Origin of the sequence: Mycobacterium simiae (assembly GCF_008370645.1) — a bacterium.
Lineage (GTDB): Bacteria > Actinomycetota > Actinomycetes > Mycobacteriales > Mycobacteriaceae > Mycobacterium > Mycobacterium simiae_A.
In genome coordinates, this window is record NZ_VTZN01000703.1 from 1 (window position 1) to 203 (window position 203).

Genomic DNA, 203 nt, shown 5'->3' on the forward strand with positions numbered 1-203 from the left:
TTAGCCCAACTCCACACCCACGGGCATAGCCCCGACTGGACCACCCTGCTGCCGCACGCCCGCATCACCGCGCTGCCCACCTACCCATTCCAGCACCGCGCGTACTGGCTGACCCCAGCCGCTAGCGCCGACGTCGGAGCCGCGGGTCTGCACCGACCCGACCACCCCCTCCTCGGGGCCATCACGACACTGGCCGACCAAGA

General features: G+C 70.4%; 1 protein-coding gene. It reads left to right on the plus strand.

The genetic code is table 11. The features are described 5' to 3' along the window. A partial coding sequence (locus F0Q45_RS28545) for a hypothetical protein (RefSeq protein ID WP_188113235.1) occupies positions 1-203 on the plus strand: 203 nt, incomplete at both ends.